The organism is Mucilaginibacter sp., assembly GCF_039921305.1.
Classification (GTDB): Bacteria; Bacteroidota; Bacteroidia; order Sphingobacteriales; family Sphingobacteriaceae; genus Mucilaginibacter.
Window position 1 is genome coordinate 1 of the sequence record NZ_JBDSCA010000034.1, and the last position, 19,159, is coordinate 19,159.

Genomic DNA, 19,159 nt, shown 5'->3' on the forward strand with positions numbered 1-19,159 from the left:
CTGAACTAACATAAGATAGAGGTAATCCCGAAGTCACAGTGGCACCGCTTACAAAATCAGTATCATTCACACTTTTGGCCGGGAAAGCGTTAAAGGTGATGGTTTGATCAAGTTTGATCACGGTTAATACCTGATTTACAGCTGTAGCGGCATTAAATACATTATTTCCAGCTTGAGCAGCCGAAATGGTGCTTGTACCGGCCGCAACAATATGTACTTTACCATTAACGATTGTTGCTACGGTTGTATCCGAGCTGCTATAACTCACGGTTAAACCGGAAGACGCCGTTGCCGTCGGATCAAAATCCGGATCACCAACATGTTGTGGAGCTATTGGATTGAATGTGATGCTTTGGCTGGTTTTTGTAACAGTCAGCGTTTGGTTAAGCGAAGTTGCGCTGGCATATTTATTATCGCCAGTTTGCGAAGCGGTAATAACCGATGTACCAGCCGCTTTGATATGCACTTTCCCATTAACTATACTTGCTATAGTAGTATCCGAGCTGCTATAACTCACGGTTAAACCGGAAGACGCGGTTGCCTTCGGATCAAAATCCGGATCACCAACATGTTGTGGAGCTATTGGATTGAATGTGATGCTTTGATCATTCTTAATCAAAGTCAGTGTTTGGTTAAGCGGAGTTGCACTGGCATATTTATTATCGCCAGTTTGCGAAGCGGTAATAACCGATGTACCAGCCGCTTTGATATGCACTTTCCCATTAACAATACTTGCTATAGTAGTATCCGAGCTGCTATAACTCACGGTTAAACCGGAAGACGCGGTTGCCATCGGATCAAAATCCGGATCACCAACATGTTGTTGAGCTATTGGATTGAACGTGATGGTTTGGCTGTTTTTTATAACGGTTAATAACTGGGAGACAGATGTCGCAGCATTATAGTTACCGTTTCCTGCCTGTGAAGCGGTAATTGTGGATGTACCCGCTGCTTTAATATGAACCTTTCCATTAACAATAGATGCTACGGTCGTATCTGAATTGATATAACTCACGCTTAAGCCTGAAGATGCTGTTGCCGAGAGATCAAAATCAGTGTCGCCAACATGTTTGGTACCAGGATTTGCAAAAGCTATAGTCTGATCTCCTTTTACTATTGTTAATGTTTGAGACACCGGGAGCGCGGCATTATAACTGGTGCTGCCAGTTTGTGATGCAGTAATAATTACTGTTCCAACAGCTTTAATACGAACTTTTCCACCAGTGATCGCTGCAATTGTTGTGTCAGAACTGATATAACTTACACTAAGGCCAGAGGATGCGGCTGCCAATGGATCAAAGTTAGCATCACCAACATGTTTTTGAGGAATGGCATTAAAGGTAATAGTTTGATTGGCCGCATTCTGCAATTTGGCAATTTCCGCCGCTGATAAAGCTCTGTTGATAATTCTAAAATCGTCTATCGAACCCTTCAACATAGGATCAGCACTAAATTGTGATTTTCCCAGATAATTTAAAGTTGTGTTACCAAGATTTGAAGGCTTTATAGTAAGAGATGTGTTAGTTGCCACCAAAGATCCGTTGATGTACAAGCTAGCGGTATTACCCAATTGTGTAACAGCCAGGTGTACCCATGTATTTAGCGGGAAGGCATAAGCGAAACTTACGTTTAACTCTGTCCCGCCGTTTTTGATCGCATAACGAACCGTGGACTTTCCTGAAGCAAGCGCTGTTTGCACAGAAAGGAACATGTAATTTGTGGTGCTGCTACCAAAATCAAATAACCTCATCCAGGTAGTGATCGCATCCATTTTCACACGGGTAGATATGGTAAAATCACTTAGCGAGCTAACCACCCCGGCAGGCAATGTAGCGTAACCATTGGCTGTACCATCCAGATGAAGTGCATTATTAGAGTTTCCTGCTACAAAGGTGGCTCCACTGTTTAGTGTAGCTACACGGCCATTCCAAACATCAATAGCAGTGGCGCCACTGGTTTCATTAAATGGCCAATAACTACTGTTGGGACTTATTGCCGGTGTCACTTTTACCTGTGCTGAGTTTGCGCTCTCGCCCAGGTTATTAATTGAAGAAACAACATAAAAATAGGCTGTTCCGTTCACTGTAGTGCTATCGGTATAGCTGGCTGTTGTTACCGATTTAAGCGTAGTGTATGGCCCGCCGCTTACTGTTGAACGCTTAAGGTTATAACTGGTAGCTCCGGTACTGGAGCTCCAGCTTAATGGAACCAGGCCATCTGCAACTGTGGCAGTAAGAACAGGTATTGGCGGAGGCCCTACTACAGTTAAAATTTGGTTTTTAGCTGTTCCTGAATAAAAGGCATTACCGGCCTGTACCGCGGTTATGGTAACCGATCCGGCTCCCTTTGTATGTATTTTCCCATTAACTATCTTGGCGATAGTGGTATCACTACTGGTATAGTTTACCGGTAACCCCGAACTAGCTGTAGCAGCAGGATCAACGTCCGCGTTGCCAACGGTTTGTTGAGCTATGGCATTAAATGTAACGGTTTGCGCAGCCACATTTTTCAGCACATTGATTTCGGCGGCTGTTAATGCTTTGCTATATATCCTGAAATCATCCACAGTTCCATTCAATATAGGGTCGGCAGCCCATTGTGATTTGCCGATATAGTTTTGGGTGGTGTTACCCATGCTGGAAGGGGTCAGTGTCATTGTGCTATTACGTCCTACCTCTATACCATTAATATACAGAATAGCTACTGATCCTGATTGAGTTACGGCCATATGTGTCCATACTCCGGTTGGTATAGCAGCAGTACCGTTTATTCCCTGCTCTCCGCTGCCTGTTGTAATGGCAAAACGTGGAAACCCTGTTGTACCTTTGGGGCTCATAAACATATAGTTTGTAGTTCCTGTGCCAAAGTCAAAAACGCGCCCCCAGGTAGAAGCTACATCCTGTTTGACCCAGGCAGAAATGGTAAAATCGGTTAACGTACTTACTACAGATGCAGAAAGCGTGGTATAACTATTGGCTGTGCCATCAAAGTGAACACCGGTATTAAAGTTACCTGCTACCCAGGTAGCTGCGGTGTTTAATGTTCCTTTACGGCTATTCCAAATGTCAGTAGTTGTAGTACCGCTACCTTCGTCAAAGGGCCAATAGCTGTATTGGCTTACAAACGGTTTCGCGCTAACCTCTGCTGAATTCGCGTTTTCACTGGTACTATCTGCCGAAGCTACTACATAATAATAAGTTGTGCCATTGTTTACATTAACGTCTATATAGCTCGAAGCGCTTGTGTTGGCAATGGTGGTATAAGGGCCACCGGGTGTTAAAGAACGCTTAACATGGTAAGTGAAATTGGATTTAACGATCGCGTTCCAGGCAACTATGGTTTGAGCATCGCCAGCGATAACCGATAAGTTGCTAACGATGTTACTTTGTACAGTTAAAGCAAGTTTAGCGGTATCGGTAGTGCTGCCGTTAGATGCTGTAATAACAACCGGAAATAAACCCGACTGCATAGGCACTCCCGAAATAACACCCGTAGTTGTATTTACAGTTAGACCGCCTGGAAGGCCACTTGCCGAGAAAACATTGGGAGATTTAATAGCCGCGATTGTATAATTGTAAGGCTTACCAATTAAAACTGTATCGGTTAGCACACTGGTAATGGTTACCCCTTTAGTACGATCATCAAGCAGCACTACATCATTACCCGTACCCCCTTTATAAGTGATGCGGAAGTTGTACGCACCGCCGTTAACAAGGCCCATTTCCGGAAGATTATTGAAAGTTCCGGACACCGGACTGCTGCCGGTATTATCAATAACGGTAAAAGAAGTACCCAAAGGCAATGTTCCGGCTATTCCGCTTACTGATAATGCCGGCTGGTTAACCAGCGTTGCCGAACTAACGGTAACCTTATCGCCTTTAACAGCTCCATAATCAAGTTCTGCGTTGTACGTTGCGTCTGAGTTTAATGTAAGGGCAGCCACGATGAGCGTACCTACTCCCAGGTTACCCGGCTCTAATATCGCACCTGGCCCGCTACCGGTACCGATAGTTGCTGGCCCCGTGCTTTTACCCGTTCCTCCAAATGAACCGGCATTAACAATAACCGGGCTGCCAAACACGCCGCTTACAGGGTCATTATTTAACAGAAACTTTCCGGCTTTTATGGTAGTTGTACCTCCATAAGTATGGTTTCCGGTGAAAGCCAAATTTGCTGTACCTACTTTTTCTATGTTAAAAAAGCTCGCGATAGTTCCGCCGAATGTTGTGCTCTGATTCAATGCGCCAATACTAAGCAAGGGTGAGCCGCCGCCGTCGTTGCGGATATAACCCCTTCCTGATAGCGCGCCAAAATTCAGCGTACCTGTCCCAAAAGTTACTCCCATACAGTCGATGCCATTAGCATCCAGATTCCAGTACGCTTTTGCACTTCCAGACTGGGGCGTTTCAAAACGTGTGCGTGAGTTGCCACTGCGTAATGCCGATACAAATGTACCTGCAAAATTGCTGTTATCTCCGTAAAGGTGCAAACCGGCAGTAACATTGCCATCTTGCCATATCGTACCTGTGCCGGTAATATTTCCATAAAGATTCATGGCACCACCGGTTTGATAAACGTAACTTTTTGTACCAGCTACCGCAACAATGTCATTATAAACAGTAGCGTTGGTTCCTGTAATTAGTGCACCTCCGTTCATAATTATCTTACCTGTTCCCAACGGACCGGAAGTAGGTACTGAAGTGGTTCCGGTACCTATGCCTGCCATTTCAATTCCATATACCGGGGGCCAGCTTTGTCCGTTACCGTTTAAGGTTGTATTGCCTGTATAAGTGTTGGCGCCCGAAAGTGCAAGAAAGCCTATCCCATTTTTTACCAGGCTGCCGTTTCCGCTTAGTACCCCTGTAAGAGCAACACGTCCGCCGCTGCCAACCGCATTAACATTTAAAAGCGTATCAAGCACCACCGGTATACTCAAGGTATGTGTTACTGATGAAGTGTTAACCAGATCGTTCTTTAAATGAATAGAATTTCCGGCAATTGTATAAGGTGCACCGGCATCTGTATTAAACTGTATCCTGGAAACCACAAGCCCATTAATGTCGTTTATCAAAGTAGTATCTGCTGATGAATGAAAGTTAATGATGGCAGGGTTTACAGGCGAAATATTTTCGTTCCAGTTGGAAGCCAGTTTAAGCGAATCTGTTTGAGGTGTCGCACTCCAGGTAGAAGAGCTTGAACCAGGGACGCCGAACGCTTCTACTGAATTTGTACTCTCTTTAGTTTGGCCTACCGATGAAACTACATAATAATAAGGGCTTGCGTTACTTACATTAACATCAGCATAAGCAGTAGTTGAAACATTAGCTATAGTGGTGTAAGGGCCTCCGCTTATTGTGGCGCGTTTTACATTATAGGTAGCCGCGCCCAAAGCGCTGTTCCAGCTTAAATCAATTTCTTTGTTTTTATTAACCACAACCGGTTGGGCTGGTGCAGCAGGTGGTACAGAGGCAAAAACAACATTTGAATTGCCACTCTCTTGTGTTCCTGCCAAAGCTGTAACTACATAATAGTTATTTACCTCGGGTACGGGATTGGCATCTGTATACGATGTAGCGATTATACCTGACTGTATGGTACTAAACGGCCCACCGGGCGAAAGCGATCGTTTTACAGAATAGCTATTGGAATTAGCGGCGGCTGTCCATACAAGGTTGATGTTGGTAGCGTTAACAACTGTCCCTGTTAAGTTTGCAGGCGCATCTGGTGCAACGCTATTGGCAACATTTATTACCAGTGTTGCGGTTCCTGTTCCATTAGCATTGGTAGCGCCTAAAGTAACTACGGTTGTACCCAATGCAGTGGGCGTACCCGAAATTATACCGGTGTTAACATCTAAACTTAAACCTGCAGGTAAACCAGTTGCACTGTAACTTGTTGGGCTACCATTTGCAGTTATAGCATAGCTAAACGTTGTACCTACTGTAGCGTTGGCAGCGGTTGCACTGCTTATATCGGGCGAACCTGCCGGCGATGTATTGTTAATGGCTACGTTACTGAATGTAGCTGTGTTTAAAACCGAGGTATTATTGGAAACCGTATAAAGACCAATATAAGCATCGGCTGGTAATGTTGTAAGATATAAAGCATTATTCGTCCAGCTTACCCCATCTTGCGAATGGTAGGTAAACACCCTGTTACCAACCCGCTCAATTTTTAACCACCAGGGTGTTGTTCTGGGCACATAGTGAACATATGCGCTTTGGGCACTCTGTCCGAAAGCACCTGAAGTTACTGCGCTTCCGTTCAGGCTTACTGATATATAATTGGAGTTGCTTGCAAGCGAGCTACGTATCATTACCCCGGTATTAGCCGAATTAAGTGAACTGCTTTCAACTTTAACAATAATGCCCACATCACCGTGAACTTGTTTAAAGGTAAAATTTGTAGCACTGTAGGCAGATGTCCCGGCGCCATTCACCGTCCAGATATTGTTGTTGTAGTTAGCGCTTCCTGCTATACCGGTATTACCTATATCTGTATTACTCAAAGAGCTAACGGGCACTGCCAATGTAGCGGGATATATAACCGGGGTTAAGGGCGTTGCATGTGATGTATCTGAAGATTTTAAATACAAAAAGGACCAGGCGCCTTCGCCGGCCAGTGCACGCATTTGTTCTGTATATGGATTAGCAATACCCTTGCGAAGAGAGTAAGCTGCTTTTATAATATTGTTAAAGGGACTTTGACGTATATTGCCCGGAGGCACACCCCAATTGCCCCAATAGTTTGAATATCCCCCAAAAGGAATAAAGCTTACCGTAGTAGGAGCCTGGCTATATTGGCTATATAATTCGCTGATAGCCAGTAGGCGATTGTTAAACTCGGCAAACAAATCTATACCTTGTTTCCAGGCTACCTCTGCACTCCATCCCAGTGCCTGAATTTCCACCCACCAGTGATCATCCCTGCCTGAGTCGCCAACCTCGCCGTTGGGTAAGCTGGCCCTCAGCCCGCCACCCGCGTCCATCCGGTATACTGTAATGGCATTATTCCACAAGGCAGAGTCGCCTAAGTAGGCGGCAATACCTACCGCTATTTGCAACTGCAAGGCTCCTTTATTACAATCCCTCAAAGGGTTAGGAACCCATGAAGTTGGGTATAAAACGTTTCTGAAATAATTATTAACGTGTGCATCATTTGCAGCCGTCCATCCTGGGAAAGTGCTCCTTAATATATCAGCTCCTGCCACAAAATAAGGTGCCATATCTCCTATATCAAGCATGTTTTCGCCGCCGCCCCATACCGTATTGGTAACTGCCCAGGCATCCAGCATATTGGTAGCTTTACGGGCATAGGCACTATCTCCTGTAAAAACATACATAAATGCCAGGTTATGAATAGCGTTCATATCATCACGCCATCCCGAGTTGTTTAAATTGGGCGCGCGGGTTACCGTAGCAAAGGGCCCATGCATACCATAGCCAAGCTGCGAATGCGAGTCGCCCTTCAGTGCATTATAACCCGTGAGCCAGGGTTCTTTTGTAATGTTTGCTTTGAGCTGATCAAGATCCGCCCGGCTAAAGGGGACTCCGGGGTGGGCAAATGTTTGCGCATTTGCAACTGTGTTCCATACGAGCATGGAACAGATCAGGAAAATCAAGCTTAAATAAAGTAGAATTTTTCTTTTCATATGATTGGTTTTGGTTAGTATTATAATGTGAAATGGTTAAACATGGTGTTCCTGTTGGCTACTAAGGCCTGGCTCCCAATGGCTAATTGCATTTTTTTGATTAATTGGTTATAATTTATTCGGTTCCCGAAAGATCAGTTCAACACTCAGGTTGTCAGGCCTGGTAACAGGCACTACCGATATTGATAATGATGAACTGGAATGGTATCCGGGTATAATTGTGGACCAAACATATTGGTAATATTATTTTTAAGAGGGGGGGTATTGTGCCAAACAAAGGGGGCTGATTACCTGTGTACTAAGCATATGCGAAGAAACCTATAGCAGGCCTCTTTTTGATTTTATCTGATGGATTTTTGATGCAAGTTTTTCGGTTAATAACAAGGCCCCTTTCGAGGCCTTGTTATATTCAATTATGGAGCAATGGTCCATTGCTGGTTATTGCTGGTACCACTTCCCCAAAACTGCATTATCGATCCGTTGGCTGTTCCGCCCCCGGTATCAAGGCATTTGCCATTGGTGCGGTTAACTACCTTGTAATACGAACCTACAGGAATAATAACCCATTGCTGGTTGGGTGTTGCGCTTGATGCCCATTGTGTTACATTGGACCCATCGGCAGTATTGGCATTGCTATCCAAACATTTACCGCTCGAAATACAGGTAAGTTTATAATAGCCACCAGTATAAGTTAAAGTCCATTTTTGATTATTACTGGTGCTGCTGGCCCATTCACCTACATTGGCGGCATTTGTTGTAGCCCCCAAATTATCCAGATATTTACCGCTGGCACGGTTAAGTAGATGGTAAGTTCCATTTGCGATAGGTTGGGTACCAACCGTGTGGGTCAACGTTCCGAAACCTAATTGGTCATACCCGCCACTGTTTGGTCCATAATCACCACCACCGCCTTCCGGCCTTACATTTGTAGCATACTGACTACTATAGGTTGTTGATATACCACCCACAACCTTATTAAAATGATTGTAGATCAACTCCCAACTTGGCCGAATGTCGCCCCGGCCACCCACGGCGATAACCGTTTGGGAGCTTGCGCTACAGGTTGTCCCGGTTCCCCAGTTGTAGGTTGTGAAAGGTACGGTGTTACCCAAATTATAGCTGGCGGTATACTCGCATACAGCTAATGATTTGTTGGATTCATACCCAAAAAGATCCTGCCCCTGGTTATAGGCCATCTGGCAGAAAGCTCCTAAAAGCGAGATATCCAGACATTGATGTCCCTGGTCCCTTCCGCTTTCCTGGCCCTGGCCCAAACCTCCAGAATAAAGAAAAGGCACAGCATGGTCGATTGATCCGTTACCTGCTCCGGTTTTAAAATAGGTTACGGCTTCGTTAAACTTAGCGCTGTCATCGCAAAGTATGCCGATAGAAATGATAGAAGCCATACTGCATAAATCCCAGTTGGCCCAATAATTTGTAATACACGCCCCGTTATGATTCACCAGGAAATCATGATTCATCGGATAAAATACAGTTAGCATCATATTTTGAAATCTCGTGAAATCAGATGCCGCCCAGGCACTGTAAGGCCGCATGATTTCTGCCGCGTTGGCAAATTCGTAACCATAAATCCCGGCAGCCAGCCATCGATCTGCCGATCCGGATATCGCTTTAAGGGATGTTGACCAGGCGTTCATAATCGCTATCGCCTTATTGCCGCAGGCAACGTCGCCGTTTATCTTCCATCTCAAGGCATTTTGATATGCTGCCGCGATATCATTGTACAGCTTCGAATAGTTTTCCGGCGATCCGGAGCCCCTGTAAACCGTATCTACAGGACCTTTCATTACATAAGTGGATAAGGAATGCGAGTTTGCCGTTAGTTTATTCCACCCGTCTAAATAGGGTTGTGCTCCAGCATTTACCATGGTTTGCATCCTGATAAAATCAGACTCGGTGTGTAATAACCCCGGATGGATGTATACACCTGTACTACCTCCGGCTAACGAACTCTTTGTATTCAGGTTTTGGCCGGATAGTGAAGCTGCAGCATCCTTTTTATCTGAAGAGAGGGGCGCCTGTTTCTGGCAGGATGCCATGAGAATTAAAAGTAGACAGTTGATTAGAATTACAATTTTTGTTTTCATTTGGACATAATTTGGTTTATAAAATGGTTAATTGATCCGATAGCAAACATTAATCAACAGTCAAACAATTAGGGTATTTGAGCGGTATTTCAGGAAAGATCAGCACGGCATGAATTGGCTGCCAGGTTATAATTGTTCAACAAATCTATTTTTAAGATGGAGAGAGGAGGATGGGTAAATGGGTCATTTACAGGGGAGAAAGAAGCCGGGTAGTATTATTCGATACAAAATAATATGCCCTCATAAGCGCCAAATGAGGGGCAGCAAAATTTGACCTGTTAGCCCCCCTCTGCGACAGGGTTAAGCGCCTACTTAACCATAAGTGATTTTCAGGAAGAATTGCAGTTGAAAAATGAGAGGGAGGTAGCTGGTTTCGTCCCTCATTCAAGCCAATATCTGTCGCTATTAATTTATTGGGATACTACGAATTTAATATCTTCAGTATGTTCACCTATCATCATGTTCGCCATATCTCCGGTCTTATAAAACCCGGGTTTACCCGCCATGTGATCCGATATCATTTTACCATTAATGCACAGGTTTTCAAATACAACGTTCTTAATTTTTCTGGTATCATCGTAGCCACTTATTACTGATAAATTAGCATGGGTGCCCTTGTAGGATATATTCTTAAAAAGAATATTCTGAATAGCGTTGCCCGGAGATGTATTGTATTTACGATTGAACATAACGCGGAGGTTGACCAACTGCCCTTTCCGGATATTTTCTATATTGATATCTGTAAAAGAAACCCGATCAATAAGGTTACTGTCACCGGCGTTTAAAGCTAAACAACCCTGGTAATCTATCTGATTTTCGTGCTGATCAAGAACTTCAATATTTTTAAAAGTAATATCAGAAAGTGTATCCGGGTGTAGCGAGTCGCCGTGGGTTCCTATCAAAACAGGGTGGGCAAGATCCGCCCAAAGTATAGAGTTTGAAACCCTGATTTTATTTGTATTGCCAAAAAACGACCAGCGGTGACCATATATCGCAATACAATCGTCAGAATTACGCATAAATACACTATCAATCAAAATATTTTTGCTGCAAAATATATCAATCCCATCAGCATTGCCCTCAGAACTAAATGAGCGCAGATTTTTAAGGGTTACACCTGATGACTGCCCAATAGAGACGCTATACTTGTGAGGAAGTAGGATGATCCCGTTAACCTCGATATCTTTGGAGTAATTGATCGTGATACCATCACCTCTCATTCTGTTCAATTTACGGCCGGGTTTATTTCCTCCGGAAACAACATCTCCCGCCAAAGGCAGTTGTGTTAAAATGCCCCGGCCTGTTATTTTAATATGGTTTACTTTATCCATAATCAGTTGACCCTGAACAATAGCTCCTCCTGCTATATAAACCATTTTTCCAGAAGCGACACGAAGTGCGCCGATACGATGAATTCCAGGGCCAAAATAAACCAGGTTTGAATCTGAAGCGTTGTGCACAAAGTCATCCGGCAGGTTGGTAAATAAATGAATATTATTAAAAATATTGCCGTTTACTTCCAAAGAAAGGTTTTTAGGTGATTGGAGTTTAAACAGGATCGTGTTTCCGGCTATTGTTGGTTTAATTCCAAAAGACAAGGGGCGCAAGCTGACTGATTTAACCGGGATTTTATTTGAGGTAATTGAAACCTCCACCTCTCCCCGAAAATCAAAGTAAGCGAAAGAACTCATTTCCTGTTTAATTGTCCCTCCAATTGTGTTGGCTACCCTTGCCAGATAAACATCTACTGACAGCCATTGTCCACCGTTTTGCCTAACCTTTACTGTGAATGCATTATTAAGTTCACTTTGCGCCGGGGCCGGGTAAATTTTAATATTGGCGAACAGGTAAAGCGTACTAAACGAAAACAACAATAAAAAGAATATTTTTCTCATGGGTAATAGTCGTTAATTGGCTCGGCTGTATATTCTGCCCGTTATTATAAACAGATTAGTAAATGGAGAAAGCTGAGTGCATTCTAACGATGCTAAATTGCTTCTTATCCGAATAAATAAGAGGTGGTAAACAGGTCAAGTAAGGGGTAGTATCATTGCCTGATAGTTTGTAAGTAAAATGTTACTTTTTAAACGAACTTGAGAAGATGATCAGGTTGTTAGTGTTTATGCCTTTGGTTTGCTATGCCCGATCCCAGATTGTGATTTAAACTGAATGTTTTTCTGTGTTTGCTGATAAATTCGGATGGGTTCATTTTGAATAGCTTATTAAACTGCTCCCTGAAATGTTTAATATCCTGAAAACCTATTCTAAATGCGATCTCTTTGATCTGCATATCGGTTTGAATCATCAATTCAGCCGCCTTTCTGAGCCTGATGTAGCGGACAAATTCACTGCTTGAAAGTCCGGAGATTGATTTGATCTTTCGGAACAGTTTGGACCTGCTCATACCCATCTCATCCGTAAATGTCTTAATAGAAAACGTTTCGTCTTCCAAATGCGCCTCTACAATTTTGATACATTTGGATAGGAACTCGCTAAATTCAGCCGGTATTTTCTGGCTGTTGTTTTTCAGGGTTATTTCGTTAAAGAAATAGTTTTTCAGCGTATCCCTTCCCTTGAGCATACTTTTGATCCGGGCTACCAAAAGGTCGCTTTCAAAAGGTTTAGTAATGTAATCATCTGCTCCGCACTCTATCCCTTTCAATTTGATCTCAGGTGAAGAGCTTCCGGTTAAAAGAATAACAGGTATATGACTGAACGAGGGCGATTCTTTCATTCTTGAACAAAATTCTACCCCGGATGTGCCTTTCATAACTACGTCGCATACAATAATGTCAGGGTCAACTTTCTGCACTGTTTCATATCCGCTTTCCGTATCGGCAGCTTCATAAACAATATATTCATCCTTCAGCAAGCTTTTAACATAGTTACGCATCTCCAAATCATCATCTATCAGCAGTATCACGTACTTTTTGTTAACAATACCTCCCATAATATCACCAACATCATTATTGGCTAAGGCTGTGTTGTTGACCGGGGCTTCTGTAGTATCGGCAATCAGTTCTTTCAGCAACACCGATCCTGTAACAGGATGCTCATAATGATCATACATAGCGGGAAGCAGGGCCGGATCTAAAGCCGGCAACGCAATAGTAAATATTGTTCCTTTGCCTAACTCACTGGTATAAGCAAGCTGCCCTTTATGTAGTTCGGTATATCGTTTCGCCAGGAACAATCCAATACCGAAACCGCTTTCCTTAATGCCATCATCGTCATTCTGAAGTCTGTAAAATTTATCGAATAACCGATCCCCTGTTTCTACCGGAATACCCTGGCCATTGTCTTTAACAGAAATAGATACGGTTGCGTGATCCTCCTTGATACAGAGAGAAACCGTTCCCATTGGAGGGGTATATTTTATAGCGTTTGATAAAAGATTGAAAAGGATAATTTCCAGTTTTTCGCGATCAGCATAGATATTGATAACATCATTCGAACACTCAAAATCATACTGGATGTTTTTGGCTTTTACCTGGTTATTAAAGCAAAGAAACACTTCGAAACATACTTCTTTAAGGTTTAAAAATGCTGGCTTAAGTTCTGCGATCTCATCTTCGGATGCCCGGAATAACAGCAATTGATCAACCAGGCTCAGGAGCCTCCTTGAATTTCTATAAACAGAACTAATATCCACAAGGTCCAGGTTCGCCCCATTACTGTGCAGTAATTCTTTAATAGGATTAACGATCAGCGTTAGCGGAGTCCTCAATTCATGGGAGATATTGGTGAAAAAAGCGATCTTCTTTTCGTTCAACTCTTTAACAAACTCAACTTCCAGCTTTAAACGGGTCTGTTTTTTTTGATAGAAAAGGTAACCGTAAATTGCAGAACAGATAAGAATGAGATAAGAAAGATATGCCCACCAGGTACGATACCACGGCGGTAACACCGTGATGTAAATTGTTTTTTCGCTGTTGTTCCAAAACCCGGATGCATTTGTTGATCTGATCTTGAGCACATAATCGCCCTCGTTTAAATGGGAGTAATTGATGGTACGCTGATTGCCAACGTTATTCCAGTTTTTATCGCGCCCCTTTAAAAAGTATGCATACTGTATTTTTTCGGGAAGAGAATATTCCAGCGCAACATAATCCAAAGAAATAATGGCTTTATCATATGGCAAACGGATATGATCGATATTGTAAAAGTTTTCGGCGCCAGGGAAAATATCACTGTCTACATTTACAGCGCTATTGGCTATACGCAGTCCCGAGATTATCAATGGCGGAAAATCATGAAACTGCCTGATGCTGTCGGGGTTAAATGCGTTAAACCCTTTAATTCCGCCAAAAAGCAATTCTCCGGAACTGAGACGAGCGGAGGCATTATAGTAAAACTGGTTTGACTGTAGCCCATCAACCGCGTAAAAACTTTCAACCTTGCCGTTAGCCGGATTCAATTTGGACAGCCCATTATAAGTACTCGCCCAAATGTTACCCTTGCGGTCCTCCTCTATGTTCAGCACTTTATTATTACATAAACCGTTTTCTTCGGTATAGTTTTTAAACTGCCCTGTTACCGTATTGTATGAAAACAACCCTCTGCCGTAAGTTCCGATCCACAACAAACCTGACCGTGCTTTATAAAGTGACCTTACTGCCGTTTGCAGGTCAATATTTTTGCTGACACCTGTTTTCTTATTTATATGTATGATGCCGGTAAATCCGCCAGCCCAGAAACTTTCATCATTATCATCTGTAATAGCGAGTATGTCTTCTTTAACCTCAAAAGAAACCGATATAAAAAGATCCTTTTCTGTGTTGTACTTAAATAACCGTTGTGGGCCCGAAACCCTGGTTCCTCTTAAACATACTGACCATATATCACCCCTATGGTCTTTATAAAGACGCCATAGCGAGTGGTACTCTGTAGGGTGTTCAAAGGCAACCACTTCAAATTTCTTTAGTTTTGCATCATATTTAGAAATGCCTCCTTCATAAGTCCCCACCCACATGTTGTTCTGGTCATCTTTAACAATACTGGGTATCCGGTTACTTTTAATAACATCATCTTTCCGCTGAGCGTAAACATAATTTGTGAAATTGCCATTACTGCGGTTCCAGATACTTAATCCGCCTCCGTCAGTACCTATCCAAACATTATGATTTCCGTCTTCACAAAAAGAAAAAGTGAAATTATTGACCAGGCTATTTGGATCACCCGAACTGTGGGCATAAGTTCTGAACTGGTTTTTCTTCTCATCTATAATATCAATGCCTCCTCTAAGTGTTCCTATCCATTTCCGTGATTGCTCATCCTCCATTATCGTAAACAAAGCATCGCTTGAAATATCTCCTGATTTATATTTCCGCATAATGCGATAAGTCTTCCCACGCAACCCTTCAACCTGTATCATGCCCTCGCCGTTAGTCGCTATCCATAACTGACCTTTTTTGTCGAAGATCAATCCAGATACATTACAGTCATTAAGCGATTGTTCTTTTAGATCGAATTTGTAGAAGAGCCCTGTTTTGATATCGTAATGATACAGTCCGTGTTTAGTCCCCAACCACAGGCTGCCAAAGGAATCCTGACAGATGGTAGTAATGGAAGATATATCCTTGCTGACAATACTCAGATTGTCGTTTTCTGGATTGTACAAGCCTAAACCCAAATTATCCAGACCAACCCATACCTTTTTATTTTCACCCGCAAAAATGGCGGACACCGTATAATGAAAGGCGTGACCGGGAAGCTGTTTTGATAGCGGTATCTGTACTGCTTCGCCCGAAGCATTTTTGCTCTTTAGTAAGCCTGTTTCTGTGGCGCCTATATACATATTTCCGTACAGGTCTTTTTGTACACTGTTAATCCAGGTACTGATTCCTGCGTTTTGCCCGGTTGCATTTTTGTAGGTAACTTTTGAGAATTGGAGGGTCTTTGTATCAAGAATGCCGATGCCCTTTTGAGTGCCTACCCATATATTACCTGAATTGTCGGAACTGATAGTATTGATAATATCATTAGGCAGAGATGATGGATCTCCGAATTTATTTCTGAATACTTTGAAAGAATAACCATCATAGCGGTTCAAACCATCTAATGTGCCAAACCACATCAAACCGAATTTGTCTTTATGGATAGAGGTTACCGTATTATTTGATAATCCGTTTTCAATGCCAATGTACGATACCGACTGTCCGTAACCCGCGACATTAAATAAGAGGAAAATTAAAAATATTATGTTGCCCCTATATTTCATTTCTGATGAAATAAATTAAAGATATTCTATATATCAAAATTTTACTTTCGTTATTGGTTTATAGGATACTATAAGTATCCACTTATTTTTAGGTTTGGTTTTAACCCCAGAGGCTTAAAGCCTTGAATTTATGTCTTTTTATTGTTATTAACAACAAATATTTAGAGTGGCAAATCAAATTAAGCGCTACAGATTATTCGTCTCGCTATATAATCCCTATTAACAAAAAAGATGAAGCCATTATGGCTTCATCTTAGTCTACTAAAATCAATAATGATTATTGCCCGGTTGCATACTTCCATTCCCCGCTTTTAATGTTAAGTTCCCATGGTTTGGGTTCCGGCAGTCGCAGGTTGCCTTCACCAATCTCAAGAGGCATCCAAAGATACCTGGAGTCGGACTGTGTTTTTGGTTTCCATATGTCTCCCATAAAGATGGCCGTTGTCGATTTATCACCCACTACCTTAATAATCATAGTAGATTGCGAACCATACGTATTGGTTTCGGCCGGGGCGATATCTTTAAAGTCCGACCATGGCCCTGCTAAGGAAGTAGCCGTGGCATATTTGTTAGGATTAGCCTTCCATCCGGTTAATGCAGAGCCTATGGCATAATACAAGCCTTTGTAATGAATAATAGCTCCACCTTCCATGTGCGCCGGTATCAGGCATATCTCTTTTTCAATACTTAAATAATCATCGGCCAGTTTTGCGATACGGAATCCAAAAGGGCGGTCTTCAAATACCAGATAAGCTGTACCATCATCATCAATAAACTGGCCAATATCGCGGCTCTCATGATCAAGGGGCCTGAAACTTTTCAGGTATTTAAAATTTCCGTCGGGTTTATCCGAAACAGCAATACCCACCTTAGCCACTTTATAGGTCTTATTATCCATGTGAAAGTACAACACATACTTTTGCGTTTTTTGGTTATAGTATACCTTGGGCCGCTCAAGAAGCCATCCAGAACCTAAGTTATCAGGATCCGTCATTTGTACTACATCACCTTTAAAGGTCCAGTTCGTCAAATCTTTCGAAGCATAACAGCTTACATAGCGTTTGTTACTGTCCAGCCCATTTGCGCGTTCTTCCCCATACCAAAAATAGGTGTCCTTAACTTTTATAATTCCCCCACCATGCGCCTGAATGTGGTTCCCGTTATTATCCGGCCATAATTCACCCGGCCTGATTACCTTAGGGGGTGAATTTTGTGCGAAATTTAAATAAGGTATCATTCCAAACGCCATCAATATTATCAATGCTCGGATACTAAACTTTATTTTCATGTTTTTTAAAAGGCTTCATTTAAGATGTGTAAAACCCCGGTTGAGTTTAGAGCGCAACCGGGGGAAGAGTTTATTGCCAGCCTGGGTTTTGAACGATGGCAGGATTAAGGGTAATTTGGCTTGACGGTATAGGATACAGATAATTTTTTTCGGAGAACGACCGTGCTGTATTGTCAAGTATCAGCGAACCATTAGCATCACGCGCATTGGTAGGTGCCGGGGCTAACGCATTTGGGCCAATTTGTGCTTGTGTTCCGGTATACTTGATACCGATTGGCCATGGGCTTACAAAAGCACTCGCGTTTCCGTATGCTGTTCCCCCGGTGTTGCTTACCAAATCAGTACCGGCACTATGCCAGCGTTTGATATCATCGAACCTGAACCCTTCATAATAAAGTTCAATAAAGCGTTCGCGCCTGATCTCCGTTTGGATATCCAAACCGTTAGCAGTTGCAAAAGTATTAGTAAGCGGCGGCATATTTTTGTTGACACGCAGGCGCACCAGGTTGATAGACTTATTAAGGTCGGCGTCGGTAATACTTCCGTTACGCTCGTAAATGGCTTCCGCATAATTGAGCAAAACCTCAGCATAACGTATCACAGGATAGTCTTCAGACTCTTTGGTATCCGGGCAATTTCTCTCGGTTACCCATTTTTGATTGCCATAACCACCTATCTGGGTGATCTTGCCCAAAGAGTTAGCATTATCTGCCACATCGTTAAGCCATGTAATACGATAATTAACGTTGCCGTACCAATAATACATGTTCATAATTTTGGTAGTGTATTTCAAACGGTTATCCCGGTTTGCAAATTCTGAACCATAGGTTTGAAAGCCTTGAAATAATGATGATTTTTCAATTGGTAAACCGTCTTGGCATAAAAATGCATTAATATATTTATGCTGCGGGCCAATTTGGGTACCCTGACGACTGATATTTGTGCCGATCGTTTTTAGCACATCATCATACCGATAAGATAAAATATATTCGTGATTAGCCGTTTTGGTTACACCAGCAGGGTTTGATTTCGGATTCTCCAGGATAAACAGGTACTTTTGTGCAGAATCACCTAAAATTGTACTGTTGCCACCCAAAGCATTGGATGCCGCGGTGCCGAACAATGCGAATTGGTTACTGGTGATCACAGCATTTGAAGCTGCTGCTGATTTATCAAGCAACAGGTTATAGCGTGTTGCATCTCCATTTCTAAACTTAAGCCAGGTACCTTCATACAAAGCCACACGCCCTAAAAATGCCTGTGCTGCAGTGCGGCTCACTCTTCCATAGTCAGTAGATGATGACAGAATAGCAGCCGGCAGATTTGGTATGGCTGCTTCAAGATCGGCAATAATTTGATCAGCGATCACATCACGGCTGGCCCTTGCGCCATACAGTTCAGGCGAAGTTAAATCGAGCGTTTTAGTTATCAACGGTACACCGCCGTAAAGCTGTAATAATTCAAAGTAGCAATAGGCCCTGAAGAATTTTGCTTCTGCAACGTATTGTGCAATACCAGCCTGATCCGAATAAACTGTGGCCTTCTCTAATAAATAGTTACAACTTCTAATATTGTTGTAATTATTGGTCCAGTTGCCATCCGTAGCCGGAACGGTATTGGTACCTGCGCCATATGCACCACCGCCGCCAAACACATCGGCCCGGCCATCGTAATGGGCATTATCTGCAAATGAATTGCCAAAATTATGTAAGAAGCCATAGTACTGATTGGCAAATGTTTTAAAATCACTTGCCTTTGTCCAGTAGGCCGCATCAGATAAGGTATCCAGCGGTTTTAAATCTGTAAGTTTATTACAACCCAGCTGAGTTAGTAACAGCGCTGAGATAAGGTAATATGAAAATTTATTATTTATATTTTTCATGTCAGTTTAA

The 19,159-nt window shown here is 42.7% G+C and carries 6 protein-coding genes; all 6 read right to left on the reverse strand.

Translation table 11 applies throughout. The features are described 5' to 3' along the window. A partial coding sequence (locus ABIN91_RS10020) for a LamG-like jellyroll fold domain-containing protein (RefSeq protein ID WP_348050956.1) occupies positions 1-7,651 on the reverse strand: 7,651 nt, incomplete at its 3' end. Between the two features lie 413 nt (positions 7,652-8,064). Beyond that, positions 8,065-9,711, reverse strand: coding sequence for an RICIN domain-containing protein (locus ABIN91_RS10025; RefSeq protein WP_348050957.1), 1,647 nt, complete (start codon positions 9,709-9,711; stop codon positions 8,065-8,067). Positions 9,712-10,169: 458 nt separating this feature from the next. Next, entirely contained in the window at positions 10,170-11,654 is a 1,485-nt protein-coding gene (locus ABIN91_RS10030; RefSeq protein ID WP_348050958.1) for a glycosyl hydrolase family 28 protein, read from the reverse strand. A gap of 218 nt (positions 11,655-11,872) precedes the next feature. Further along, positions 11,873-15,979 (reverse strand): two-component regulator propeller domain-containing protein, encoded by a 4,107-nt coding sequence (locus tag ABIN91_RS10035; protein ID WP_348050959.1) that lies wholly within the window; start codon positions 15,977-15,979, stop codon positions 11,873-11,875. Positions 15,980-16,256: 277 nt separating this feature from the next. Continuing rightward, on the reverse strand, positions 16,257-17,267 hold the full coding sequence (locus ABIN91_RS10040; RefSeq protein WP_348050960.1) for a family 43 glycosylhydrolase: 1,011 nt from the start codon (positions 17,265-17,267) through the stop codon (positions 16,257-16,259). Positions 17,268-17,337: 70 nt separating this feature from the next. After that, positions 17,338-19,149 carry a RagB/SusD family nutrient uptake outer membrane protein gene (locus ABIN91_RS10045; RefSeq protein ID WP_348050961.1) on the reverse strand — a complete coding sequence of 604 codons (1,812 nt, stop codon included), beginning with the start codon at positions 19,147-19,149 and terminating at the stop codon, positions 17,338-17,340. Between the last annotated feature and the right edge of the window lie 10 nt (positions 19,150-19,159).